Here is a 22,553-nt window from a genome sequence, read left to right as displayed (position 1 = left end):
CGGGTGTGCGGAGCGTCAACCACCGTGCGGAGAACGGGAAGTGACGTTTCGCTTGTAGGGGTTGCCGGGAGTCGGCCAGGGGCGCGACGGCTCGCCGGAGGGGGCGCGCGCCGGGGCGTGCCTGACGTCAAGATGTGGCGGGAGCTTCGCCGGATCGTGCGGTTTCGCGCGTGAAGATCGCGGAAGGCGGGGTGGGCACGGCAAGATCGTGTGGGCCGGGATCGTTGTCGAACGGGAGCCGTGGGGGCTCCCGGATCCCGCGACCGAGCGTCGTGCGCCGACATCGCCGCTCACCGCCGCCCCCGGGACGAGGCTCCGCTCCGGGGGTGGCGCCGCGCTCGCCCTCCGGCTTCCGGACCGGCGTCAAGCGGTACGCCGAGCCAAGCTTCCTGACGACATGTCAGTACTGGCGGAAATGATGCCTGTACACGGCTACCGGCCGGTTCTACTCTCAAGTCACTTTGCGCGTACCCCCACCCCACGCGTCAGCCCACGCGCACAGGCACCGCGCATCCGTACCGCGTATCCGCACCTCCTCGCTCCCCACACTCCGAAACCGAGGAGATCCCCATGTCCAAGCTGCTCGTCGCCGCGACCGGTCTCGTCGCGGCCACCGCGCTCACCTTCGGCGGAACCGGCACCCAGGCGGCCTCGACCACGCTGCTCCCCGCCGGTCACTCCTTCGCCGCCAAACTCACCGGCAAGGCCACCTTCGTGGCCGGCTCGACCACCATGACCTGCACGGTCTCCGCCTCCGCCCCGACGACCGGCGCGAACAACCAGGTCCCCGCCGCGCCCGCCAACCACAACGACGCCGGACCCGTTTCCGCGACCATCAACCCGCCGACCTTCAGCGGCTGTTCGACCAGCATCGCCGGCGTCAGCGTGACCGTCACCGCCAACTCCGCCAACGGCGCCTGGACCCTCTCCGCCCAGAACGGCGCCCCCGCCGCCGGCGGGTTCACCATCCCCAAGGGCGGCGTCGTGCTCAAGACCAGCGGCTTCGCGTCCTGCACCATCACCGCCTCGCCCGCGGGGCCCACCGCCGTCAACGGCACCTGGACCAACGGCGCGCCGTCCGCCCTCGCCATCAGCGGCGCGCCCGTCCCCGCCACCGTCACCGGCGGCTTCCTGTGCCCGACCGGCAACCAGTCGGCCACCTTCACCGCCACCTACCAGATCACCGACACGACCGACCCCGCCCAGCAGATCACCGTGACGGGCTAGACCGGCTCTTCCGGGTCTTGGCCGGGTCCGGAAGGAACGGCCTGGGGCGGGACCCGGCCGGGACACCGGCAAGATCCGGAAGGCACTCCGTAGGTCCTCCCTGGCCCCCGAGGCCTCCGGCAGGCTGGAACTCCACGCTCCGCCGCCCACCGTCCCGCCACACGGGCCCCGAGTCCGGCCCCGGCCAGCCGGTTCCCGCCCGTTCCCGCCCGGTTCCCGCCCGTTCCCGCCCGGTTCCCGGGCGGGTCCGGCCGATCCGTCGCGCGACCGGCCGATCTTCGGCATCCTGGTGGCTTGAAGTGTGCCCCCGGCGCGGCGAGTCGGGGCGCGGTGGGGTGATCCGGGGCGGGGGCCGCGGAGGGGGGAGCCGTAGCTGATGGGTACGCGTGGCGCGCAGGGCAAGACCGGCGACGAGGAACTCGCGGAGGAGGGCGTCGGCACCGGCGGCACCGGCGGCGTCGACAGTGCCGACGGCACCGGTGACGGCGGTGATGCCGGTGATGCCGGTGATGCCGGTGACGGCGGTGACCGCGCGGGTGGTGACGGGCCGCGCCCGCGCCGCCGGCGTCCCAGGGCGCGGACGGTGCTGCTCGGCGCGCTCGCCCTGCTGGTCGGGGCGGTGCTGCTGACCGCAGGGGCGGGCTACTGGGCGTACCAGCACTACACGGGCCGGGTGCAGCGGATCCCGCAGACCTTCCCGACCGACGCCCCGGTGCCCGCAGCGTCGAAGGGCGGCCGGAACTTCCTCCTCGTGGGCCTCGACTCCCGGTCGGACGTGCCCACGACCGGCAGCGACGCCAAGGGCAGGCTGTGGAAGTACGGTGACCAGCGCAGCGACGCGATGATGCTGGTGCACATCCCGGACGACCACTCCGCCGCCTACGTGGTCTCGCTGCCGCGCGACTCCTGGGTGGACGTCCCGGGCCGCGGCAAGGCGAAGCTCAACGCGGCCTTCTCGTGGGGCGGCCCGCCGCTGCTCATCGACACGGTGCAGCGGCTCACCGACGTCCGTGTCGACCACTTCGCCGTGATCGACTGGAACGGTTTCCGCAAGCTCACCGACGCCGTCGGCGGCGTCGACATCATCATGTCCGACGGCGAGCGCAGACACATGAACGGCGAGCAGGCCCTGGACTACGTGGGGGAGCGGAAGAACCTGCCCAACGGCGACTTCGACCGGACGCACCGTCAGCAGAACTACCTGCGCACGGTCCTGGAGAAGGTGATGGGCTCCGCGTCGCTCAAGGACCCGATGCAGCTGAAGAAGACCCTCGACATCTTCACCGAGACGGTCTCCGTCGACGAGCGGTTCGGTGACGGCGAGATGCGCGAACTGGTCTGGAACATGCGGGAGGTGAGAGCGGGCGACATGACCTTCATGAACGCGCCCGTGAAGGGCACCGGAACGGAGCGCGGACAGTCGGTGGTCCACCTCGACCGGGCGCGGTGCACCGCCCTGTGGCAGGCGTTCAAGGACGACACCGTGGAGGACTACGTGAACACCCATCCCATCGACCGTCTGCGGCCCGCGCCCAACTGAGGCTTGCCCCGGGGGACTTGACGGAGGCATTGGTCCAGTCCAATCTGTGACCGCTCCCTCCTCAACTCCCCCTGGAGGCACGGTGCTCATCCGCAACCGCCTGGTGGCGTCGCTCGGCGCGTCGCTCCTCGGCGCGGCGGCCCTGGTCGCCCTTCCCACCCCCGCCCAGGCCGCCAACCTGCTGACCGACCCGGGATTCGAGTCCGGCGGCCTGACCGGCTGGACCTGCTCCGGCGGGCTCGGCTCGGTCGTCTCCACCCCCGTGCACGGCGGCACCAAGGCACTGGCCGGCGCCGCGAGCGCCTCCGACAACGCCAGGTGCTCCCAGACCGTCGCGGTCCGGCCCGGCACCACCTACACCCTGTCCGGCTGGGTGCGCGGCAGCTACGTCCACCTCGGCGTCGACGGCGGCACCTCGACCTGGACCGCGTCCGCTCCCTCGTACCAGCAGCTCTCGCTGAGCTTCACCACCGGCGCGTCACAGACCAGCGCGACGGTCTACACCCACGGCTGGTACGGCCAGGGCACCTACTACGCCGACGACATCAGCCTCGACGGCCCCGGCGGCGGTGGCGGCACCGACACGCAGGCGCCGACCGCGCCCACCGGCCTCCGGGCCACCGGCACGACCTCGTCCAGCGTGTCGCTGTCCTGGACCGCCGCCACCGACGACGTCGGCGTCACCGGCTACGACGTCTACCAGGGCGCCACCAAGGTCAGCACCGTCACCGGCACCGGCGCCACCGTCGGCGGGCTCGCCGCGAGCACCGCCTACACCTTCACGGTCAAGGCCCGCGACGCGGCCGGCAACGCCTCCCCGGCCTCCAACGCCGTCACCGCCACCACCGGCCAGGGCGGAGACGGCGGCACCGGCTTCAAGCAGGCCGCGCCCTACCTCTACCTCGGCTGGGGCAACCCGCCCGCGCCGGCCACGGTGATGAACGCCACCGGCATCAAGACCTTCACCATGGCCTTCATCCTCTCCTCCGGCGGCTGCAACCCGGCCTGGGACGGCCAGCGCCCGCTCACCGGCGGCGTCGACCAGTCCGCCATCAACGCGATCCGGGCCGCCGGCGGTGACATCGTCCCGTCCGTCGGCGGCTGGTCGGGCAACAAGCTCGGCCCCAACTGCTCGACCCCCGAGGCCCTGGCCGGCGCCTACCAGAAGGTCATCGACGCCTACGGCCTGAAGTCGATCGACGTCGACATCGAGAACACCGACGAGTTCGAGAACGCGGCCGTCCAGGACCGCGTCCTGAACGCCCTGAAGATCGTCAAGGCCGGCAACCCCGGCCTGCGGACCATCCTCACCTTCGGCACCTCGACCACCGGGCCGACCTCCTGGGGCAACCGGCTCATCGAGCAGTCCAAGGCGCTGAACGCGAACATCGACGTCTTCACGATCATGCCCTTCGACTTCGGCGGCGGCGCCGACATGTACGGCAACACGGTCAACGCCGCCGAGGGCCTGAAGAACAAGCTGAAGTCCGTCTACGGCTGGGACGACGCCACCGCCTACGCACACATCGGCATCTCCGGCATGAACGGACTCTCCGACCAGCAGGAGATCACCACGCCGGAGACCTGGACGAAGATCCGCGACTGGGCGAACGGGCACCACATCGCCCGGCTGGCCTTCTGGTCCGTCAACCGGGACCGCGGCTGCGCGGGCGGCGGCGTGACCGAGACCTGCTCGGGCATCGCCCAGCCCGACTGGGAGTTCACGCGGATCACGGCCGGGTTCACCGGCTAGGGCGTCGGGCCGCCGGCAAGATGCGGAAGACTCGCCCCGACCGTCTCTTCCGGATCTTGCCCGGTCCGGCCCTCATCCGAAAGAAACGGCCTAGCCGAGCGGCGCACCTCCCGGGGCCGGGCCCGTCTCCGGGAAGTGGCACGCCACCTCCCTCGCCTCCCCCGCCGCGGTGATCCGCAGCAGGGGAGGCTCCTTCCGGCACACGTCCCGGGCCTTCGGGCAGCGCGGATGGAAGGTGCAGCCCGGCGGCGGCGCGGCCGGGCTCGGCGGGTCGCCGCGCAGCACGATCCGCTCCCGCGCCCGCTCCGCCGCCGGGTCCGGCAGCGGCACCGCCGAGAGCAGCGCCCGCGTGTACGGGTGCGCGGGATCGCCGTACACCCGGTCCTTCGGCCCGATCTCCACGATCCGGCCCAGGTACATCACCGCCACCCGGTCGCAGACCCGCTTCACCACCGACAGGTCGTGGGCGACGAAGAGGTACGCCAGGCCGAGCTCGGCCTGGAGCCGCTCCATCAGGTTCACGATCTGCGCCTGCACGGACACGTCGAGCGCCGAGACCGGCTCGTCGGCCACGACCAGACGCGGACCCGTCGCCAGGGCGCGGGCGATGCCGATGCGCTGGGCCTGGCCGCCGGAGAACTCGTGCGGATGACGGTCCAGATGCTCCGGGATCAGACCCACCAGCTCCATCAGCTCGGCCACCCGCCGCCGCGCATCGGCCGCCGAACTCCCCTGCACGAGCAGCGGATCGGAGATGATCCGGGCCACCGTCCGGCGCGGGTTGAGCGAGGAGTGCGGGTCCTGGAAGACCATCTGGAGCTCACGCCGCAGCGGCTTCAGCGCGCGCTGCGGCAGCCGGCTGATGTCCCGCCCGTCATACGTCACGGAGCCGGAGGTCGGTTCGAGCAGCCGGACGATCATTCGCCCGGTCGTCGACTTCCCGCAGCCCGACTCCCCGACCAGGCCGAGGGTCTCGCCCGGCGCGATGTCGAAGGAGACGCCGTCCACGGCCCGGACCCGCGCGGCGCGCGGGCCGCGCCCGGGAAAGGTCATCGTCAGGTCGCGGACCGAGAGGAGAGGGGTGGTGCTGCTCATGACGCGACGCCTCCGTAGGCGGGGAAGTGACAGGCCGCCGGATGCGCGGCCGGGCCGGCGAGCGGCGGGCGCTCGCCCTCGCACCGGGCCCGCTCCTCGGCCGTGCCGAGGGCGGGCCGCGGGCAGCGGGGTGCGAAGGCGCAGCCCGGGGCGGGGGCGAGCAGGGACGGCGGGGAGCCCGGGATCGCCCGCAGCGGGGCGTCGTCCCGGTCGTCGAGCCGCGGCAGGGAGTCGAGGAGGCCCCGGGTGTACGGGTGCGCGGGCGAGCCGAACAGGCTGTCCACGGGTGCCCGTTCGGCCGCGCGGCCGCCGTACATCACCAGGACCTCGTGGGCGACCCGGGCCACCACCCCGAGATCATGCGTGATCATCACGACGGCGAGCCCGCGCTCCTCCTGGACCTTGGCGATCAGCTCCAGGATCTGGGCCTGCACGGTGACGTCGAGCGCCGTGGTCGGCTCGTCGGCGATCAGCAGCTCGGGCTCGCAGACCAGCGCCGTCGCGATCATCACGCGCTGCCGCATGCCGCCGGAGAACTGGTGCGGATACTCGCCGGCCCGCCGCGCCGGCTCCGGGATGCCGACCTCGGCGAGCGCGTCGACGGCGAGCCGCCGGGCGACCGCGCGGCGGGAGCCGAAGTGCACCCGGTGGTGCTCGGCGATCTGCTCGCCCACCGTGTAGTACGGGTGGAGGCTCGACAGCGGGTCCTGGAAGACCATCGCCATCCGCCGGCCGCGCAGCCGGTTCAGCTCCCGCTCCGGGAGACCGACCAGCTCGCGCCCGTCGAGGACGATCGAGCCGGACACCCGGGCACCGGTGTGCAGGCCCATCACCGCCAGCGAGGTGACCGACTTGCCGGAGCCGGACTCGCCGACGATGCCGAGGGTCCGGCCGCGCGGCACGTCGAAGGAGAGCGCGTCCACGGCCCGCACCGGGCCGTGCCGGGTCGGGAACTCGACCGTGAGGTCGCGGACCGAGAGAAGGGGTTCGGCCTCGGGCATCAGTACCTCACACGCGGGTCGACGACGGCGTACAGCAGGTCGACGCACAGGTTGGCGACGACGATGAAGGTGGCGGCGAGCAGCGTCACCCCGAGGATCACCGGCTGGTCGCCGGTGGCGAGCGCCCCGTAGAACAGCCGTCCGACGCCCGGCAGTCCGAAGATGGACTCGGTGATCACGGCGCCCGCGAGCAGCCCGCCGAGGTCCATGCCGAAGATGGTGAGGACGGGCGTCATGGCGGCCCGCAGGCCGTGCTTGACCACCACGGTCCGCCGCGGCAGACCCTTGGCCCGGGCGGTGCGGATGTACGGCTCCGCCATCGACTCGATCATCGAACTCCGGCTCTGCCGGGCGTACATGGCCGCGTAGAGGACCGCGAGCGCCAGCCAGGGCAGCAGCAGGTTCGAGGCCCAGGAGAGCGGGTCGGAGCCGAGCGGGACGTACTGCGGATAGGGGAGCAGCCCGGCCACCCGGATCATCCCGTAGATCAGCATCACGGAGGTGAAGTAGACGGGCAGCGAGGCCGCGGCGACCGCGCCGACCATCAGGGCCCGGTCGGTGAGGGTGTCCTTGCGCAGGGCCGCGGTCACGCCCGCCCCCAGACCGAGCGCCAGCCAGATCACTGCCGCGCCGACGGCGAGCGAGGCGGAGACGGGGAGCCGGTCGACGAGCAGGTCCCAGACCGGCTGGCTGTTCTCGTACGAGTAGCCCAGGCAAGGGAAGGCGCAGTCCAGCGCGTACGGGCCGCTGCCGACCGTGCGACCGGTGAAGATGCCCGTCACGAAGTCGCCGAACTGCCGCCACAGCGGCTGGTCGAGGCCCATGTGGGCACGGATCGCGGCGAGCCGCTCGGTGCTGCACGACTTGCCGCAGGCCGCGGCGGCGGGATCGGAGGGCAGCACGTAGAAGATGAGGAAGGTGATGGCGGCGACGGCGAGGAGGACGCCGAGCACCCCGAGCAGCCGGCGGCCGAGATAGAGGATCACGCCCGGCCTCCCCGGGGGTCGAAGACGTCCCGCAGCGCGTCGCCGAGCAGGGTGAAGGCGAGGACGGTGAGGAAGAGGCAGACGCTCGGCACGGCGAAGTACATGGGGTCGGTGTCGTAGAAGGCGACGCTCTCGGCGATCATCTGGCCCCAGGACGGCGTCGGCGGGCGCACCCCGACGCCGAGGTAGCTGAGCGCGGCCTCGGTGGCGATCATGCCGGGCACGATGAGGGTGGTGTAGGCGATGACGGGTCCCGCGACGCCCGGCAGCACCTCCCGGGTGAGGATGCGCCAGTCGGAGGCGCCGCTCACCCGGGCCGCGTCCACGTACTCGCGGTGTCTGAGCGAGAGCGTCTGCCCGCGGACGATCCGGGCGATGCCGGGCCAGCCGAAGAGCCCGATGACCAGGACCATGAGCAGGATGCGGTTGACGTCCCTGGCCACGGACATCATCGCGATCATGAAGATGAGGGAGGGGAAGGACATGGTGAGGTCCATGAGCCGGGACAGGACGGTGTCGGTGCGTCCGCCGAAGTAGCCGGCGGCGACGCCCGCCGCGACGCCCGCGACGACCACGATGGCGGTCGCGGCGAAGGCGATGAGCAGGGAGACCTGGGCGCCGTGCACGACGCGGGCGAACAGGTCGCGGCCGGTGACCGGCTCGACGCCGAGCCAGTGCTCGGCGGAGATCCCGCCGAGCGGCCCGACGGGCAGTCCGCCGAGGTACGGGTCGACGGCCGACGCGTCGAACTCGTCGGGGCGCCAGCCGCCCAGCCGGCTGAGCAGCGGCGCGGCGACGGCGATCAGGGCGAAGAGGGCGACGACGGCGAGGGCGACGAGGGCGGAGGTGCGGCGGCGCAGCTCGGCCAGGGCGAGCCGCCAGGGGCTGCCGCCCCCGGCCGCCCCGGCCTCCGCCCGCTCCTTCGCCGTGTCCGGGGATGCGGAGACGGTGGTCATGGGTTGGTTCAGCTCCCGCTCTTGGACGGGTCCTTGAGGCCGACCGTCGCGTAGTCGAGCTGGCCGCCGAAGGAGGTGTGCCCGAAGGCGCCGGCGATGTTCGGGCCGACGAGGAGCGGCATGCGCTCGACGACGACGGGCGCGGTGGGGGCCTTCGCCAGGATCTGTCCGTCGAGCTCCTGCCAGGCCTTGTTGGCCTGGGCGGCGTCGGTCATCGCGGCGATCTCGTCCATCCGCTTCATCGTGGCGTCGTCGCGGAACAGGGAGTGGTTGCCGGAGTTGCCCTTCTCCTTGATGTAGCGGCCGTCGAAGACGAAGGGGAGGAAGGTGGAGCCGGACGGGTAGTCGGGACACCAGCCGGTGTAGGTGAGGTCGGTGCGGTTCTTGGTGTCGCCGATGGTGTCGTAGAAGGCGGACGGGTCGACGGTCTCGATGACCACCTTGATCCCGGCCCGGCCGAGGGACTGCTGGACGGCCTCGGCGACGCTCTTGTCCCCGGTGGAGACGGTGATGCTGGTGGAGAAGCCGTCGGGCCTGCCGGCCTCCTTGAGGAGCTGCCGGGCCTTCGCCACGTCACCGGTCGGCGGGATCTTCAGGGTGTCGGGCTGCCTGCCGCCGGAGAAGAGGGAGCCGGGCATGAGCGCGGTGGCCGGGTCGTTGAGTGCGGGCCCGCCGGAGGCGGTGAGGACGGCCTGCCGGTCGAGGGCGTACTGCACGGCCTGACGGACCTTCACGTCGTCGAACGGCGCGCGGCCGGTGTGCATCTGCACCATCTCGGTGCAGTTGGTGGACTCGGCGAGGAGGCGCGCCTTGACGTCCGGCTTGGTGAGGACCTTGGGCGTGCTCTCCGGGCGGAGCTTGACCCAGGGCACGGCGGAGGCGTCGGCGCCGGATCCGGTCACCAGCCGGTCGTCGATCTGGTTCCCCTTGAGTCCCATGGTGACGACGATCCGGTCCGGGTAGGCCTTGCGCACCCCGTCGGTCTCCGGGTCCCAGTGCGGATTGCGGACCAGGACGAGCTGCTTGTCGCGGGCGTACGACTCGATCTTGTACGGGCCCGAGGAGAAGGGCCGGTTGTCGTACTGGGGGCCCTTGTCCTGGGCCTTGGGCACGGGCGCGAAGGTGGGCAGCACCGTCGCGTAGGGGAACTCGGCGAAGGGCTTGCGCAGTTCGAAGACGATGGTGCGGTCGTCGGGCGTCTTGATCGAGTCCAGGTGCCTGCCGCCGGCCGGGCCCTGGTAGCCCTCGGCCCCGGCGAGGTAGCGGGCCGCGTAGTCGGGGCCGCCGGGGAGGTCGGGGGAGAAGGACCGCTCGACGTTGTACTTGACGTCCTGCGCGGTCACGGGAGAGCCGTCCTCGTACTTGAGGCCCTTCTTCAGGCGGAAGGTCCAGGTCTTGGCCCCGTTGGACGAGGTGCCCAGGTCCTCGGCGAGGTCGGGGGCCAGCTCGCCGCCCTTGGTGCCGGGTTCGGCCTTGTACGTGAGCAGGGTGCGGTAGAGCAGCCGGGTGCCGAAGTCCATGTCGCCCATCACCCAGTTGCGGGCGGGGTCGAGGTGCGTGAAGTCCTGGTTGGACAGCACGGTGAGGGTGCCGCCCTTCACCGGGGTGCCGCCGACGACCTTGCCGAGGTTTCCGGTCGCCGGGTTGGCGCCGTCGCGCCCGGGGCCCGCCGCCGGGCCTGCGCCGCCGCCGGAGCAGCCGGCCGCGCCGAGGGAGAGGGCCGTCAACAGGGCGACGGCGAGGGCGTTTCGCTTGTGCTGGTCCATCAGGAGTCACTCCGAGGTGGGGAGTTCGGTCGGCCGCGCATCGGGCGTGGCCAAAAATGTGACCCGTAACATAGTAATGTGAAATTGTACTGCGCAAGCCCTCGGACACGACAGAGAAGGTTCGACGCATGACCGTCATCTCCCGCAACCCCGCCGACCCGGCCGACCGTCTCGTCGACATCCCGGCTCCCGGTGCCTTCGCCGCCGCGGACGCGGTCGAACGGGCCCGCGCCGCCCAGCCCGGCTGGGCGCGCGGCGGGGCGGCCGCACGCTCCGCCGCCCTCGGCGCGGTCGCCACCGCGATCGAGGCCGCGAGCGCCGAACTCGCAGGCCTCGCCGTACGGGAGGTCGGCAAGCCGGTCACGGAGGCCCGGGCCGAGCTCGCCCGCACCGTCGCCCTCTGGCGCTACTACGCCCAGGCGCCCTACGAGCCCACCGGCGCCGTCCACGAGACGGCGGGCGGACCGGGACTGCTGCTCACCCGCCGCCGTCCGCACGGAGTGGCCGGACTCGTCACGCCCTGGAACTTCCCCTTCGCCATCCCCAGCTGGAAGGCGGCCCCCGCCCTCGCCGCCGGGAACGCCGTCGTCCTCAAGCCCGCTCCGGAGGCGACTGCCTGCGCCCTGAGGCTCGCCGAACTCGTCCGGCAGGCGCTGCCCGAGGGCGTGTTCACCGTCGTGCCGGGCGGCGCCACCGAGGGCGGCGCCCTGGTCTCCGCCGCCGACATCGTCTCCTTCACCGGCTCCTCGGCCGTCGGCCGCGAAGTGGTGCGCACCGCGACCGCCCGGGGCATCCCCGTACAGGCCGAGATGGGCGGCCTCAACGCGGCGATCGTGCTCCCCGACGCCGACATCCCGCGGGCGGCGGAGCAGATCGCCGCCTCCATCGCCGGATACGCGGGCCAGAAGTGCACCGCCACCAGCCGGGTCATCGCCGTCGGCGGCGCCCTCGACCCGTTGCGCGAGGCCCTGACCGAGGCGCTGCGGGCCGTCCCGGTCGGCGACCCGGCCGACCCGGCCACCGTGTGCGGACCGCTCGTCTCCGAGGCCGCCCGCGCCGAGACGCAGGCGGCCTGGCAGGGGCTCTCCGTGCTCGCGGGCGGCACCGTCCCGGACGGGACCGGCTGGTACGCGGCGCCGACCCTGGTCGAGAAGGTGGCCCCCGGCCACCGGCTGCTGCGCGAGGAGGTCTTCGGCCCCGTCGCGGCCCTGCTGTCCGCGCGCGACCTGGACCACGCCGTGCGGATCACCAACGCCGCACGCTACGGGCTGGTCACCTCGGTCCACACCGCGGAGCTGACCGCCGTCCTGGAAGGGCTCGACCTGCTCGACACCGGCATGGTCCGGATCAACGCGCCGACCACCGGGGTCGACTTCCACCTCCCGTTCGGCGGCGCCAAGGCCTCCGGCTACGGGCCTCGCGAACAGGGCCGCGCGGCCCTGGACTTCTACACCTCGTCCCGTACGTACACGGTGGCGCCCGGCTGACGCCGTTCCGATGGCGGTCGCGCCCGGCCCGTCGCAGCATGGAAGAGAGCCGGTTCCCTTCCATGCTGCGAACGACGCGACCTTGGGGGCGACCATGCCCATGCTGCTGATCAAGGGATCGTTCCATCTCTCCGGCCGTACCAGCCCCGACGGCGACACCCTCCCGTTCGTCCCCGACTACGTGGGTGAGTGGAAGCTCGTCGGAGGGTGCGAGAAGGTCAAGCCCACGCGGGAGGGCCGGGCAAGCGTCCGCCTCGAAGGCGTCGACGCGCTGGAGACCCACTACGACGGGCCCTACGGGGAAGTGGAGCGCCAACCACGGGAGTTGGGCGACGCCGCCACGAACTCGCTGCTCGAATGGCTCGGTTTCCGCGACATCCGGCGCGTTCCCGACCCTGATCACCCGGGCAGCGAGAACATCTCCGCGACCCCCGACCGTGTCCCGGGCTACATCCTCACCCGAGGCACCGACATCTACGGCCGCTGTGTGGCGCTCGTCGGCCGGGGAGTACCGCCGGGGGCCAGCGGCTACGAGTTCGACGTCCGCGAGAAGCTCGTGCGGGAGACGGCCAACCACCACATGCTGGCGGAGGGGCTCGCCTATCCCATGTTCTACGGCGGCCTGCCCTGGGACCTCCGCAAGGAGCTGACCGCGGCCGTCCTGCAGGCGAAGACGGCACCCGGCAAGGGCGTGTGGAAGCGCGACGCGAACGGCGAGACCGTCGACGTCACGCTCAGGGGAGCGAAGGTCGTCGACATGACCTCGATCACCCAGGGCGCGGTCATCCTCCCGAAGCTCTTCCGCCGCCTGAAGGAGTACCTGTCCCTGGGCTACCCCAACCTCGACGGCTTCCCGGCGTACCTGGGCGGGTCCATGGACAGGTTCCGCATCCTCGGACCCAACCCGAGTCCCGGCGAGCTGGTCGGCCTGCAGAACGTCGTGAGGGTCCTCAACGGCGGGACGGTCCTGATGACCCACGCCTCGGAAGACCTTCTCTTCATCGAGAAATGAACACCGTCCACCGAGAAGCGAGCACCGCATGAGCGCACTCCTCGCGGTCGCCGGCGCGACCGGCCGGATCGGCCGGCGCGTCACCGGCCTGCTCGCCGAGGCCGGAGCGCCGGTGCGCGCCCTGGGGCGCGACCAGGCGAAGCTCGGCCGGCTGCCCACCGACGACACGAGGACGGCGTCCTACGACGACGCCGGCGGGATGCGGGCCGCGCTCGACGGCGCGGACACGCTCTTCCTCGTCTCGGCGCACGAGGGGCCGGGCCGGGTCAGGACGCACGCCACCGTGGTCGACGCGGCCGTCGTCGCCGGGGTGCGGCGGGTCGTCTACCTCTCGTACCTCAACGCCGCGCCGCACGCCACCTTCACCTTCGCCCGCGACCACTGGCACACCGAGCAGCACATCCGCTCGACCGGCGTGGCCTTCACCTTCCTGCGCGACAGCACCTACCAGGCCGACCTGGCCGCGATGGCGTCCCCCGACGGCCTGCTGCGCGGACCCGCCGGGGACGGCCGGGTGGGTGCCGTCACCCACGACGACGTCGCGGAGTCGGCCGCGGCGGTGCTGCTCGCCGCGGGACACGAGCACGACAGCGCCACGTACGACATGACCGGACCGGAGGCGCTGAGCTTCGCCGAGGTCGCCGCCGCGCTGACCGCGGCGAGCGGGCGCACGGTCACCTACGTCCCCGAGACCCGGGACCAGGCCTACGCCTCGCGCGCCGGCTACGACGCGGCCGACTGGCAGGTGGAGGGCTGGGTCACCTCGTACGAGGCGGTCGCCGTCGGCGAGATGGACGACGTGTCCGACGACGTCCGCACCCTGACCGGGCACCCGCCGCAGGCCTTCGCGGACTTCCTGGCCGCCAACCCGCGGAGCTACCGGCACCTGCTGCCGCACTGAGCCTGCTGCCCCGGGCTCTCGCTGCCCTGGGCTCCCGCCGCGGCCAGCTCCTTCCGCGCTGAACCCCGGCTCCCGGAGCCTGCCGGCGCGTCGAGCCTCTGCCGCCCTGAGCCCCTGCTGCCCTGGGCCTGGTGCGCCGAGCCCCCTGCCGCGCGCTGAACCCCGGCGCCCGGAGCCTGGCGCGCCGAGCCCCTGCCGCGACGAGCCTCTCCCCTGAATCGCTCACATGTTCGGTTCATCGTCTACGCTGGATCCATGACAGCGGCACGACCCGGCATCCCCGCCTTCCAGGGCTCCCTCTTCGACCAGGGCACCGACATCGGACCCGGCCCCCTGGACGGCATCCGGCGCACGGAGCTGGGCGACGGCGCCTGGGTCGACCATCTGCCCGGCTGGCTCCACGGCGCCGACGCGCTGTTCGAGGAGCTGGCCGCGCGGGTGCCCTGGCAGGCCGAGGAGCGGCGGATGTACGACAACGTGGTCGCCGTCCCGCGCCTGCTCGCGCACTACGGGGAAGGCGTCCCGCTCCCGCACCCGGCGCTCGCCGAGGCCCGTGACGCGCTCGGCGCCCACTACGCCCGCGAGCTGGGCGAGCCCTTCGCCACGGCCGGGCTCTGCCTCTACCGCGACGGGCGGGACAGCGTCGCCTGGCACGGCGACCGCACCGGCCGCTCCGCGACCCGGGACACCATGGTGGCGATCCTCGCCCTCGGCGACCCGCGCGACCTGGCCTTCCGCCCGCGCGGCGGCGGGCCCGTCGCCCTCCGGCTGCCGTCCGGCCACGGCGACCTGCTGGTCATGGGCGGCTCCTGCCAGCGCACCTGGGAACACGCCGTACCGAAGACCACCCGGGCCGTCGGCCCCCGCATCAGCGTCCAGTTCCGCCCGCGCGGGGTGCGCTGACCGCCCGCGCCGGGGCCGCCCCGTCAGCTCAGCTGGCGCCGGGCCAGCTCGTGGAACGGGCCGGCCGGGTCCGCGAGGAGCTCGGCCGGAGTACCTTGCTGCACGACACGGCCGTCGGCCATCACGACGACCCGGTCGGCGCCCATCACCGTCGACAGGCGGTGGGCGATCACGATCCGCGTCGCCCGCAGGGCCCGGGTGGACTCGATGACCACCCGCTGGGCCTCGTTGTCGAGGGCGCTCGTCGCCTCGTCCAGGAACAGGATCCGCGGCCTGCGGATCAGGGCCTGGGCGATCATCAGCCGCTGGCGCTGCCCGCCCGAGACGGTGCCGCCGCCGTCGGAGAGCATCGTGTGCAGACCCATCGGCATCGCCCGCACGTCCTCGGCGAGACCGGCGAGGGAGACGGCCTCCCAGACCTCCTCCAGGGTGTACGCCTCCGCGCCGCGCACACAGTCCAGGATCGAGCCGGTCAGCGGCTGGGCGTGCTGCAGCACCACGCCGCACTGGCGGCGCACCGCCGCCTGGTCGAGCGCCGCCAGGTCCTGACCGTCGTAACGGACCACGCCCCCGGTGGGCCGGTCGAAGCCGATGAGCAGCCGCAGCAGCGTCGACTTGCCGCAGCCGCTCGCCCCGACCACCGCCACGAACTCTCCGGCGCCGACGGTGAGGTCGACCCCGTCCAGGACCTGCGGACCGTCCTCGCTGTACCGGTACGACAGCTGCCGGGCCTCGATCGCGCCGCTCAGCACGCCCGGGCGGGCCGCCCCGCCCCGCACCTCGGGTGCCTCCCGCAGGATCGGCTCGACCTGCTCGAACACGGGCAGCACGGCGGCGACCGACAGGAGCGCACCGGTCAGCTGGGTGACCGAGGCGAGCAGCATCGTCAGCGCCGTGGAGAAGGTGAGGAAGCCGGCCGCCGACATCGCGCCCCGTGCGGGCCCCGCGAGCAGCACGAACATCACCAGGGTGCACAGCGGCAGGCACACCGCGCCGATGACCGTGACGGCGTTCTGGATCCGGCCGGCCCGCTGCTGCAGCACCCGGGTCCGGGCGAACTCCCGCGCCCAGGCCGCGTAGGCGAAGCTCTCGGCCGCGGCGACCCGCAGCTTGGGCAGTCCCCGCAGGGTCTGGAAGGCCTGGTTGTCGAGCCTGTTGCCGAGCTCGACGAGGCGCCGCTGGTGGCGCAGCTGCCACAGGCCGAGGCCGAGCAGCACCGCCCCGACCACGAGCAGCATCGCGAGCGCCACGAGCCCCAGCGGCACGCTGTGCGTGAGCAGCAGCACGAGGTTCACCGCGCCGACCGCGCCCGCCTGGAGGCAGACCGGGGCGACGCCGGACAGCATGCGGCGGATCACGCCGATGCCGAGGGCCGCGTTGGCGAGCTCCCCGGTCGAGCGGCCGGTGAAGAAGGTCGTCGGCAGCCGCAGCAGCCGGTCCCAGACGGCCGGCTGGAGCGTGGCCTCGATCCGGCCCTCCATCCGCAGCAGGGCCACGTTCTGCAGCAGCATGAACGCGGCCGACACCACGGCCGCCGCGACCAGCGCCAGCGCCGTCCGCACGATGAGGCCGCTCTCGCCGGCCGGCACGTAGCTGCCCAGGATCCGGCCGGTCGCCAGCGGCACCGTCGCGCCCAGGACCACCGACACCAGACCGCTCAGCAGCAGGTCCCGCTGCTCCTGGCGGGTGCCCCGGGCACAGAAGCGCAGCAGCCGCGCCAGACCGGGCCGGCCCTCGGGCAGCGGCCGGTAGAACATCACCGCCCGGTCCTCGAACCCGGCCGCGCCGTCCGCGCCGATCCGCTCGCGCCGCCCGCCGGGCCGGTCGACCGCCACATAGCGGCCGCGCCGCCACAACAGCGCCACCGGCGCCCCGTCCGGCTCCCGGCGGCCCACCAGGGGCCCCGCGTTCTCGCGCCACCAGCGCCCGCGCAGCCCGATCTCCCGGGTCCGGATCCGGGCGGCGAGCGCGATCCGCTCCACCGGATCGAGCCGCTCGTCTCCGGCCCCCGCGGTCCCGGCGACCGTCTCCGGGAGGGCGATGCGGGCGTCCGCCGCGACGAGCCGGCACACGGCGAGCGTGGCGTCGGCGTCGCCTCCGCCGCGCGTCCGCGCGCCGCGGCGGCCGAGGGCGGCGAGAAGCGTCCGGTCGGCCTCGCTGCCGGCCGCCCGCCCCGCCGCGAGGCCGGCCGCCGTACGGTCCTCCTGCGCCCGCTCCCGCTCCTCGATCCAGTCGTCCAGGGCGTACAGCAGGCGGTACTGCTGCTCGACCATGCCCTGCCACAGTGCCGGGTCCACGAGCAGCGTGCCGGCCGCGGCCGCCTCGTACACCGCGCCGTACGCCAGGCTCCCGGGCGGGACCCGCATCCACATGACCTCGTCGTCCGTGACGGCGCCCCGTTCGCCGGTCCGGTCGTCGAGCGGGGCCTCGTACAGGACGCGCAGGCCACGGCCCACACCGAGCGCGAACGCGTCCTCCAACGGACTCGCGGCCGGTGCGCCGGCCCCGTACCAGCCCTGCTGTCCCTGCCAGCCCTGCGGTCCCTGCCAGGCCGCGTCCCCGGCGCCGTACTCCCCGCCCGCGTACCCCGTGGGCTCCGGCCGGTGCAGCTCCCGCAGTTCGACGCGGCGCAGCAGGCACTCCGCGGAGGGGCGGCCGACCAGGGTGTGCCGAGGGCCTTCGGCGGGACCGAGCAGCACCGCGCCGGCGCCGACCCGGCCCAGGAAGTGCCAGGCACCGGCACGGCCCGCGTCCACCGCGAACAGGTCGAGGCTGCCGTGCACGACCAGCCACAGCACGGACGGCCCTTCCAGGGACAGGCTGCGCAGGCCCGAGCAGTCCACGCCCGCGCCGAGCCCGCCGAGCGCGGCGAGCACCGGGTCCTGCGGGTACGCACCGGCGGTGCCGGCGGCGTGTGCGGTGGGGTGGGTGGTGCCGGGGGTGACAGGGGTCGGCGTGGTCACTCAGTGCTCCTTGACCAGTTCGGCGTACGGGCCGCCCGCGGCCAGCAGGCCGGCGTGCCGCCCGCGTTCCACGACGGTGCCCCGGTCGAGGACCAGGATCTCGTCGCTGTCGCGCACGGTGCTCAGCCGGTGGGCGATGACCACACACGCGCAGCCGCGGCGCCGCAGGTTGTCGATGACCTCCCGCTCGGTGACGGCGTCCAGGGCGCTGGTCACCTCGTCGAGGACCAGCACGCTCGGGTCGCGGACCAGGGCCCGGGCGAGTTCCAGCCGCTGCCGCTGCCCGCCGGAGAAGTTCCGGCCGTCCTGCTCGACCCGGCTGTGGATGCCGCCGGGGCGGCGGGAGACCACGTCCAGGACGGCGGCGTCCGCGAGCGCCGCGACGACCGCCTCGTCCGGCACCGACGGGTCCCAGAGGGCCACGTTGTCGCGGACGGTGCCCTCGAAGAGGAAGACGTCCTGGTCGACGAAGGACACGGAGGCGGCGAGCGCGCCGCGCGGGATGTCCGCGAGCGGCATCCCGTCGATGCGGACGGCGCCCTCCCACGGCGCGTACAGACCGGCGATCAGCCGCGAGACCGTGGACTTGCCGCTGCCGGAGCCGCCGACCAGCGCAACCTGCTGCCCGGGGCCGACCGCGAGCGAGAAGTCCTTCAGGAGCGGCGCGTCCAGCGGGCTGTAGCCGAAGGTGACGCCGTCGATCTCCACGTGACCGGTGAGCCTGCGAGCACCGGCGGCGGGCTCGCGGCGGGTGTGGACCGGATCGACCGGGAAGTTCTCCACGTCCTTGAGCCGGGCGACGTCCGCGGCGAAGTCCTGGATCCGGCCCGCGACCCCGCCCAGACGCGCGACGGGCGCGGTGAAGCCGGTCACCAGGGACTGGAAGGCGACGAGCAGACCCACCGTCAGATGGCCCTCCACCGCCCGCAGTCCGCCGATCATCAGGATCAGCGCGCTGTTCAGCGCGGCGAGGGTGGGCGCCACGATCGCCAGCCAAGCGCCGGGCACGCCGAGCCGCTGCTGCACGTCGAGCGTGACCGCGTGCTGCCCCGACCAGCGGCGGAAGAAGCCGTCCTCGCCGCCCGTGGCCTTGATCGTCTCGATCAGCTGGAGGCCGCCGTACGAGGTGTTGGTCAACCGGGCGCTCTCGGCACGCAGTTTGTGCGTGCCGGTGGCCCGGACCCGCATCGTGATCCGCAGCGCCACCACGTTGAGCAGGGCCACGCCCACCCCGACCAGGGTCAGCTGCGGGTCGTAGGTCCACAGCAGCACCGCGTACAGCAGCACCACGACGGCGTCCACGCCCGCCGCGGACAGGTCGCGGGCGAGGGTCTCGGCGACCTGGTCGTTGGAGCGCAGCCGCTGCACCAGGTCGGCCGGGCTGCGCTGGGCGTAGAAGGCGACCGGGAGCCGCAGCAGGTGCCGCAGGAAACGGGCCCCGCCCAGGGTCGAGGAGACGACGCGCCCGCGCAGCAGGTTGCTCTGCTGGAGCGCCGTGAGCGCCGCCGTGAGGACCAGCGCGGTCGCCATCGCCGCGAACAGCACGCCGAGCAGCGAGGACTGCCCGCCGATGAGAAAGGTGTCGATGTACGTGCGGCTGAGGGCCGGCACCCACGCGCCGACCGCCACCAGCAGCACGCTCGCGAGCACCGCGGCGGCCATCGTGCCCGAGGTGCCGCGCAGCCTCGCGGGCACGGCGTCCAGGACCCTCGGCCTGCGGCCGCCGCGACGGAACCCGGCGCCCGGTTCGAAGACGAGCACGATCCCGGTGAAGGCGGTGTCGAACTCCTCCATGGGTACGAAACGTCGTCCCTTGGCCGGGTCGTTGACGTACACGCCGGACCGGCCGAGGCGCCGTCCCATGCCCTCGTAGACGACGTAGTGGTTGAACTCCCAGAACAGCACGGCCGGTGCCGCGACCTCGGCGAGCGCCGCCAGGTCCATCTGCATGCCCTTGGCCGTCAGGCCGTAACTCCGCGCTGCCTTCAGGAGGTTGCTGGCCCGCGAGCCGTCGCGCGAGACGCCGCACGCGATCCGCAGCTCCTCCAGCGGCACGAACCGGCCGTGGTGCCCGAGCACCGTCGCGAGCGCCGCCGCGCCGCACTCCACGGCCTCCATCTGCAGCACGGTCGGCGTGCGGACGGTGCGGGTCCTGCGGAGGCGGGGCGGGGCGGTGCGGGCCGGACGGCGCCGGGGGCGGGAGGTCTTTTTACGCGGGTTCACGGGAGCAGCCAGTCGACGGGGCGTTGCGAGGAGAGGTGGACGGCGCCGCTGACCGGCGTGCCGGAGTCTGCGGGATCCGGGCCTTCGGGGGAGCGGGGCAGCCGCACGAGCACCGCCACCGGGTTGCCCTGCCGGGTGAACTCCGCCGCGAGCCCGTCGTCGCCGAGGAAGCCGCCGATCTGCGCACGGGACTGGGGCGCGCGGCCGACGGCGGTGACCCGGCCGCGCAGCGTTCCGGCACGGCCCGCGGCCGCCTGGCGGACCGTCACGTCGACGGTGGCGCCCGCGCGGACCGCGGCGGCCTCGCCGGCCGGTACGTACAGCACCGCCACCAGCGGCTCGTCGGGGTCCGTGACCCGTTCGACGGCGGCCATGTCGGCGCCGGCCGCCACGACGGCGCCGGTACGGGCGAACAGGGCGGCCACCCGGCCGCCGGCCACGGCGCGCACGGGCTTGTCGCCGTGGTCCGTGCGGACGACGGCCAGCGGCTCTCCGGCGGCGACCGTCCTGCCCTCGGCGACCAGGACCTCGGTCACCTGCCCGGCCACCGGGCTCTGCAGCAGGTAGCGGCCCTCGGCGTGGGTGAGGATCCCGGGCGCGCCGAGCTTCGACGTCACCGTGCCGGTGAACGCCCAGTATCCGGCGGCGGCCATCACGAGCACCGTCACGGCCAGGACGAGCCGCCCCTGAGGGCGCGCGAAACGCACGGGCAGATCGAGTTCCTCGGGGGACTGCAGCTTGGAAAGGGCCTTCTGGCGAAACTGCATGGACTGTTCCTTCGAGGGCAGTTCGACTGCGTTTCCTTCACCGCCGTACCGCGGCGGGAGGACCCCCGTCGGTCCCGCCGCGGGTGCCGGGCACCCCGGGGCGTGTCGCCCCGGGGTGCCCGGCGGTGACTCGCTCAGAGACCGGCGATGCCGGTGATGGCGCCGGTGTTCACCGAGACGCCGGTGACGCCCTGGACCAGGCCGGGAACGCCGTTGACGAGGCCCTCGACGTTCTGCACGGTCTGCAGGTTGCCGACGGTGCCGAGCAGGTTGGTGACGTCGCCGCTCACGGCGCCGGCGAGACCGCCGTTGACGCTGATGACGCCGCCGGACACGGCGTCGAGCTCGGTGTCGGCGATCTCACGGGTCTCGATGTCGTTACGCATGGAGCGCACCTTTCATGTCAGTGGGGGGAATCCGTCTGCCGCGGCGGGCCAGATCAAAGCACGCCAACGGGTGTACGAGCCAATTCCCTTGACGCCTTTTCCGCGCCTTTCGCGCACCACCGGAAGCCGCCCGTGCAGCATGTTTCACGTAATGGCGACAGCTTCTCCGCAGAGCGGAGTAACAGATTCCGGAGGTCTCTGAAGGGCACGGGACGAACGGGGGTGAAACCCGACAGCGGGGCCCGGGCGGTGTGCCGTTCCGGAGAGTGACGGGGGAGGCCCGGTTCAAGTCACATCCACAATGTGCAGGTTCTCGGCACCCGGTGACGAAGGAACGGCGAGGGCCCCGGACCGCCGGCGGGCGCCTGGCGCCGAGCCAGGCACACCCGCGGCGGCAGCGCGGTTCACAGCACGCGCGGACCCCGGCGGGCGGCGCCCGCCTCCTGCGGCCGCGCGGTTCGCAGCGGCGCGCACCTCCTGCGCCCGCGCGGTTCGCAGCGGCGCCTGCCTCCTGCGGCGGCGCGGTTCACAGCCAGCCGGCCCGCTGCGCCTGCAGCGCCAGCTGGAAGCGGTTCGCCGCGCCCAGCCTGGCCATCAGGATCTGCAGCCGTCGGAACAAGGTCCGGCGGCTGACGCCGAGTTCGCGCGCGATGACCTCGTCGCTCGCCCCGCCGGCGAGCAGCCGCAGCAGCCGGCGGTCGGCGGGCGGCAGGGCGGCGGGCCGGGCCGCGCCGCCGTGGAAGGGCAGCGCGGAGTGCCAGCACTGCTCGAAGAGCGCCACGAGCGCGGAGAGCAGCCCGCACGGCTGCACCACCAGCATCGTGTTGACCACGTCCGCCTCCCTGATCGACAACGACACCAGGGCGTACGCCTCGTCGATGATCAGCAGCTTCACCGGCACCGACGGCAGCACCCGCGCCTGCTCGCCGGCCGCGATGGCCGGCTCGATGGCGTCCCGCAGATGCCCCGGGTGCTCCAGGGACTCCCGGGAGTACACGACCCGCTGCCGCACCCCGCGCGCCAGCGTCGCCAGCGCGTCCTCCGTGGCGCCGGGCAGCAGCACGTACGGCGGCGACTCGAACTGCCGGATCTGCTCCCGCGCGCTCGCCCACGCGTGGCGCATCCTCGGCCCGATCGCCTCGCCGGTGACGACCTCGACCAGATCGTCGTTGTACGCGGCCAGCCGGTGCCGCCGGAACGACTCGAAGGCGCCGCCGACCGCGATCCGCGACTCCTCCAGCTCCGCCGCCCGGTGCCGGGCCAGGATCTCCAGGCCCGCCGCCGGCGGCACCGGCGCCACCACGTCACCCTCGCCCTCGGCGGCGCTGGCCAGGCCCGCGGCGACCAGCTCCGCGTACGCGGCGGCCAGCTCGGCGCCGCCGAGCCCCGCCGCCCGCCCGATCGCGCCGAGCGGCGCGGGCGCCGATTCGAGCAGCGCCCGGTAGACCCGGCCCGCCGCGGGGCCGACGCCCAGGAGCCGCAGCGCCTCGCCGAGTTTCGCGTTCGTCATGCCCTCATTGTCGGCGCTTCCGCCCTCGGTGTGTCCGATCAGTGCCACTGGCACTACCCGGCCCACGGCGTCCGCCG

Annotated in this window: 17 protein-coding genes; 7 read left to right on the top strand and 10 right to left on the bottom strand. The window is 73.5% G+C overall.

The annotated features are described in order from the left end of the window. Nucleotides 1-570: 570 nt before the first annotated feature. From ACFY8W_RS02500 to ACFY8W_RS02490, 3 genes are all read left to right on the top strand, one after another. The gene (locus tag ACFY8W_RS02500; protein ID WP_391099208.1) at nt 571-1,227 is read left to right on the top strand and encodes a hypothetical protein; all 657 of its coding nucleotides are present in this window, start codon (nt 571-573) and stop codon (nt 1,225-1,227) included. Between the two features lie 376 nt (nt 1,228-1,603). Next, complete coding sequence (locus tag ACFY8W_RS02495; protein WP_391099206.1) at nt 1,604-2,767, top strand: LCP family protein; 1,164 nt, start codon at nt 1,604-1,606, stop codon at nt 2,765-2,767. Between the two features lie 82 nt (nt 2,768-2,849). Beyond that, the gene (locus ACFY8W_RS02490; RefSeq protein ID WP_391099204.1) at nt 2,850-4,520 is read left to right on the top strand and encodes a carbohydrate binding domain-containing protein; all 1,671 of its coding nucleotides are present in this window, start codon (nt 2,850-2,852) and stop codon (nt 4,518-4,520) included. A 90-nt stretch (nt 4,521-4,610) separates the two neighbouring features. Here the strand turns inward: ACFY8W_RS02490 and ACFY8W_RS02485 are convergent, their stop codons facing one another. Genes ACFY8W_RS02485 through ACFY8W_RS02465 form a run of 5 tightly spaced genes read right to left on the bottom strand, consistent with a single transcriptional unit; the run spans nt 4,611 to nt 10,324 of the window. Beyond that, a complete protein-coding gene (locus ACFY8W_RS02485) occupies nt 4,611-5,615 on the bottom strand; it encodes an oligopeptide/dipeptide ABC transporter ATP-binding protein (RefSeq protein WP_391099202.1) in 1,005 nt (334 codons plus the stop codon). Continuing rightward, nucleotides 5,612-6,616, bottom strand: a complete 1,005-nt coding sequence (locus tag ACFY8W_RS02480) for an oligopeptide/dipeptide ABC transporter ATP-binding protein (RefSeq protein ID WP_391099201.1) — start codon at nt 6,614-6,616, stop codon at nt 5,612-5,614. Before ACFY8W_RS02480 ends, ACFY8W_RS02485 begins: the two co-directional genes overlap by 4 nt. After that, nucleotides 6,616-7,602: an ABC transporter permease subunit gene (locus ACFY8W_RS02475; protein ID WP_391099199.1), complete on the bottom strand. Its 987-nt coding sequence runs from the start codon at nt 7,600-7,602 to the stop codon at nt 6,616-6,618. The genes ACFY8W_RS02480 and ACFY8W_RS02475 overlap by 1 nt, the downstream gene beginning before the upstream one ends. Next, nucleotides 7,599-8,558, bottom strand: a complete 960-nt coding sequence (locus ACFY8W_RS02470; RefSeq protein WP_391099196.1) for an ABC transporter permease subunit — start codon at nt 8,556-8,558, stop codon at nt 7,599-7,601. Before ACFY8W_RS02470 ends, ACFY8W_RS02475 begins: the two co-directional genes overlap by 4 nt. Nucleotides 8,559-8,566: 8 nt before the next feature. Continuing rightward, nucleotides 8,567-10,324, bottom strand: a complete 1,758-nt coding sequence (locus tag ACFY8W_RS02465) for an ABC transporter substrate-binding protein (protein ID WP_391099194.1) — start codon at nt 10,322-10,324, stop codon at nt 8,567-8,569. Nucleotides 10,325-10,452: 128 nt separating this feature from the next. On the opposite strand from ACFY8W_RS02465, the gene ACFY8W_RS02460 reads away from it, so the two are divergent. The 4 genes from ACFY8W_RS02460 (at nt 10,453) to ACFY8W_RS02445 (ending at nt 14,627) form a co-directional block, all read left to right on the top strand. Continuing rightward, nucleotides 10,453-11,811, top strand: coding sequence for an aldehyde dehydrogenase family protein (locus ACFY8W_RS02460; protein WP_391099191.1), 1,359 nt, complete (start codon nt 10,453-10,455; stop codon nt 11,809-11,811). 94 nt (nt 11,812-11,905) lie between these two features. Next, complete coding sequence (locus ACFY8W_RS02455; RefSeq protein ID WP_391099189.1) at nt 11,906-12,823, top strand: thermonuclease family protein; 918 nt, start codon at nt 11,906-11,908, stop codon at nt 12,821-12,823. 28 nt (nt 12,824-12,851) lie between these two features. Next, complete coding sequence (locus ACFY8W_RS02450) at nt 12,852-13,724, top strand: NmrA family NAD(P)-binding protein (protein ID WP_391099186.1); 873 nt, start codon at nt 12,852-12,854, stop codon at nt 13,722-13,724. A gap of 255 nt (nt 13,725-13,979) precedes the next feature. Beyond that, complete coding sequence (locus ACFY8W_RS02445) at nt 13,980-14,627, top strand: alpha-ketoglutarate-dependent dioxygenase AlkB (protein ID WP_391099183.1); 648 nt, start codon at nt 13,980-13,982, stop codon at nt 14,625-14,627. A gap of 23 nt (nt 14,628-14,650) precedes the next feature. Here the strand turns inward: ACFY8W_RS02445 and ACFY8W_RS02440 are convergent, their stop codons facing one another. From ACFY8W_RS02440 to ACFY8W_RS02420, 5 genes are all read right to left on the bottom strand, one after another. Beyond that, nucleotides 14,651-17,590 carry an NHLP bacteriocin export ABC transporter permease/ATPase subunit gene (locus ACFY8W_RS02440; RefSeq protein WP_391099180.1) on the bottom strand — a complete coding sequence of 980 codons (2,940 nt, stop codon included), beginning with the start codon at nt 17,588-17,590 and terminating at the stop codon, nt 14,651-14,653. Further along, nucleotides 17,591-19,813 (bottom strand): NHLP family bacteriocin export ABC transporter peptidase/permease/ATPase subunit, encoded by a 2,223-nt coding sequence (locus ACFY8W_RS02435; RefSeq protein WP_391099177.1) that lies wholly within the window; start codon nt 19,811-19,813, stop codon nt 17,591-17,593. It abuts the gene before it with no gap. Further along, complete coding sequence (locus ACFY8W_RS02430; protein ID WP_391099175.1) at nt 19,810-20,580, bottom strand: HlyD family efflux transporter periplasmic adaptor subunit; 771 nt, start codon at nt 20,578-20,580, stop codon at nt 19,810-19,812. Before ACFY8W_RS02430 ends, ACFY8W_RS02435 begins: the two co-directional genes overlap by 4 nt. A 134-nt stretch (nt 20,581-20,714) precedes the next feature. Further along, complete coding sequence (locus ACFY8W_RS02425) at nt 20,715-20,966, bottom strand: hypothetical protein (RefSeq protein WP_391099173.1); 252 nt, start codon at nt 20,964-20,966, stop codon at nt 20,715-20,717. Nucleotides 20,967-21,492: 526 nt separating this feature from the next. Continuing rightward, on the bottom strand, nt 21,493-22,476 hold the full coding sequence (locus tag ACFY8W_RS02420; RefSeq protein WP_391099171.1) for a LuxR family transcriptional regulator: 984 nt from the start codon (nt 22,474-22,476) through the stop codon (nt 21,493-21,495). Between the last annotated feature and the right edge of the window lie 77 nt (nt 22,477-22,553).

Source organism: Streptomyces sp. NPDC012637 (assembly GCF_042954805.1).
GTDB lineage: Bacteria > Actinomycetota > Actinomycetes > Streptomycetales > Streptomycetaceae > Streptomyces.
This window is presented reverse-complemented; position numbering and strand designations above follow the sequence as displayed.

Bases quoted from the DNA above. Each gene is read 5' to 3' on its own strand.
- ACFY8W_RS02460 (WP_391099191.1), top strand. From the start codon at position 10,453: ATGACCGTCATCTCCCGCAACCCCGCCGACCCGGCCGACCGTCTCGTC.
- ACFY8W_RS02450 (WP_391099186.1), top strand. From the start codon at position 12,852: ATGAGCGCACTCCTCGCGGTCGCCGGCGCGACCGGCCGGATCGGCCGG.
- ACFY8W_RS02485 (WP_391099202.1), bottom strand. From the start codon at position 5,615: ATGAGCAGCACCACCCCTCTCCTCTCGGTCCGCGACCTGACGATGACC.
- ACFY8W_RS02455 (WP_391099189.1), top strand. From the start codon at position 11,906: ATGCCCATGCTGCTGATCAAGGGATCGTTCCATCTCTCCGGCCGTACC.
- ACFY8W_RS02500 (WP_391099208.1), top strand. From the start codon at position 571: ATGTCCAAGCTGCTCGTCGCCGCGACCGGTCTCGTCGCGGCCACCGCG.
- ACFY8W_RS02470 (WP_391099196.1), bottom strand. From the start codon at position 8,558: ATGACCACCGTCTCCGCATCCCCGGACACGGCGAAGGAGCGGGCGGAG.
- ACFY8W_RS02445 (WP_391099183.1), top strand. From the start codon at position 13,980: ATGACAGCGGCACGACCCGGCATCCCCGCCTTCCAGGGCTCCCTCTTC.
- ACFY8W_RS02420 (WP_391099171.1), bottom strand. From the start codon at position 22,476: ATGACGAACGCGAAACTCGGCGAGGCGCTGCGGCTCCTGGGCGTCGGC.
- ACFY8W_RS02480 (WP_391099201.1), bottom strand. From the start codon at position 6,616: ATGCCCGAGGCCGAACCCCTTCTCTCGGTCCGCGACCTCACGGTCGAG.
- ACFY8W_RS02465 (WP_391099194.1), bottom strand. From the start codon at position 10,324: ATGGACCAGCACAAGCGAAACGCCCTCGCCGTCGCCCTGTTGACGGCC.
- ACFY8W_RS02425 (WP_391099173.1), bottom strand. From the start codon at position 20,966: ATGCGTAACGACATCGAGACCCGTGAGATCGCCGACACCGAGCTCGAC.
- ACFY8W_RS02430 (WP_391099175.1), bottom strand. From the start codon at position 20,580: ATGCAGTTTCGCCAGAAGGCCCTTTCCAAGCTGCAGTCCCCCGAGGAA.
- ACFY8W_RS02495 (WP_391099206.1), top strand. From the start codon at position 1,604: ATGGGTACGCGTGGCGCGCAGGGCAAGACCGGCGACGAGGAACTCGCG.